Consider the following 1,249-nt stretch of genomic DNA (forward strand, 5'->3'; position numbering starts at 1 on the left):
GGAAATAAGAGTATTTTTTTATGATGATTATTTAATGCATAAAATAGATGAAAAAGGTAATATTAAAATACCTCAAAATTATTATGAGAAAAAGAATTTTAAAGTGTCAAAAATTACTTTGCTTTGGGCTAATGCTTATTCATCTGTTATGAATAAAAATAATATAAAACATTTATTTGAAAAAATTGAAATTAGTAAATGTAAAGTTTTTTATAAAGGCACTTTTGATAAAAAAGATTATGTTAATAAAGTTGTTTCATATGTTAGTAAATATTTTTCTAAAAATGATAAACAAATTGAATCAAATTCTAATAAAGGAATTGATTTTTATAGTCGTCATTTGTAAAGAAATAAGAAATAGAATTAAGTTCATTTCCGATGGTTAATTTTAATTTTTCTAATATATTTTAATGGAATATTAAACAAATAATTAATGATTTGTTTTTGGAAAAAAATAATAAAATTATTTATAAATTACAAAACTTAAAAACTTTAAATTATTGAAATTATTAATGCTATAATATAAGTAATAAGAAAAAGATTTTTTTAAAAGAAGCAATATTTTGAAAAAAATCAGCAATCGCTTACAAAAAACCCCTTGAAAGAAAAAAGATAAAGATTATTACTTTGTTGTCGTGCATGGGTGGAAAATTCAGCATTTAAAAACGAAGATTTTCGCCTCCACTTCCACCCTGTCCTTAAAACTTTATCCATCTTCAAAGACAAACATAACAATAATAAAACCAAAGAAGTAGAAATGAAAAGAACAATCCCTGATTGGGAATAAAAAAATTAAAGGAGTTTTAATAAATAATGTTTGAATTTAAAAAACAATGTAAAATAATTTATTTTTTTAATAATTTTCTTAGGAATATCATTTATTTTAGTAATAATAGAGTTATGGCAATGAATAATAATGAAGTTAGAAATATTAATGATTTATCGATTGAAGAAATAAAGAATAATATAAAAAATAAAATTGATGAAATTTTATCTCAAATTAAAAAATTATCTGATGAAATTTTACAATATGATCGACTTAATCTAAATACAATGAATTTAAAAAGAAATTAAAATATCTAGATATAAAAATCAAAAAGTTTTATATACAAATTGGATTATGTAATACATTAATTGAAATAAATCAACAAATTTGGGATTTTTCATATAAAAGACAACAATTAATTATAAAAATAAATTCACCCGATAAAGAACATTTTGATATAGAAAATTGTAAACAAATAACAAT

2 protein-coding genes and 1 pseudogene are annotated in these 1,249 nt (G+C 19.5%); all 3 read left to right on the plus strand.

The genetic code is table 11. The annotated features are described in order from the left end of the window. Positions 1 to 474 (plus strand): annotated as a pseudogene (locus BBA70_RS01510) (hypothetical protein); the annotation flags it as partial. A gap of 169 nt (positions 475 to 643) precedes the next feature. Next, positions 644 to 787 (plus strand): hypothetical protein, encoded by a 144-nt coding sequence (locus BBA70_RS01515; protein ID WP_160122694.1) that lies wholly within the window; start codon positions 644 to 646, stop codon positions 785 to 787. Between the two features lie 26 nt (positions 788 to 813). Beyond that, positions 814 to 1,074, plus strand: coding sequence for a hypothetical protein (locus BBA70_RS01520; RefSeq protein ID WP_252861522.1), 261 nt, complete (start codon positions 814 to 816; stop codon positions 1,072 to 1,074). The last annotated feature ends 175 nt before the right edge of the window (positions 1,075 to 1,249 follow it).

Source organism: New Jersey aster yellows phytoplasma, assembly GCF_002554195.1.
Lineage (GTDB): Bacteria > Bacillota_I > Bacilli_A > Acholeplasmatales > Acholeplasmataceae > Phytoplasma.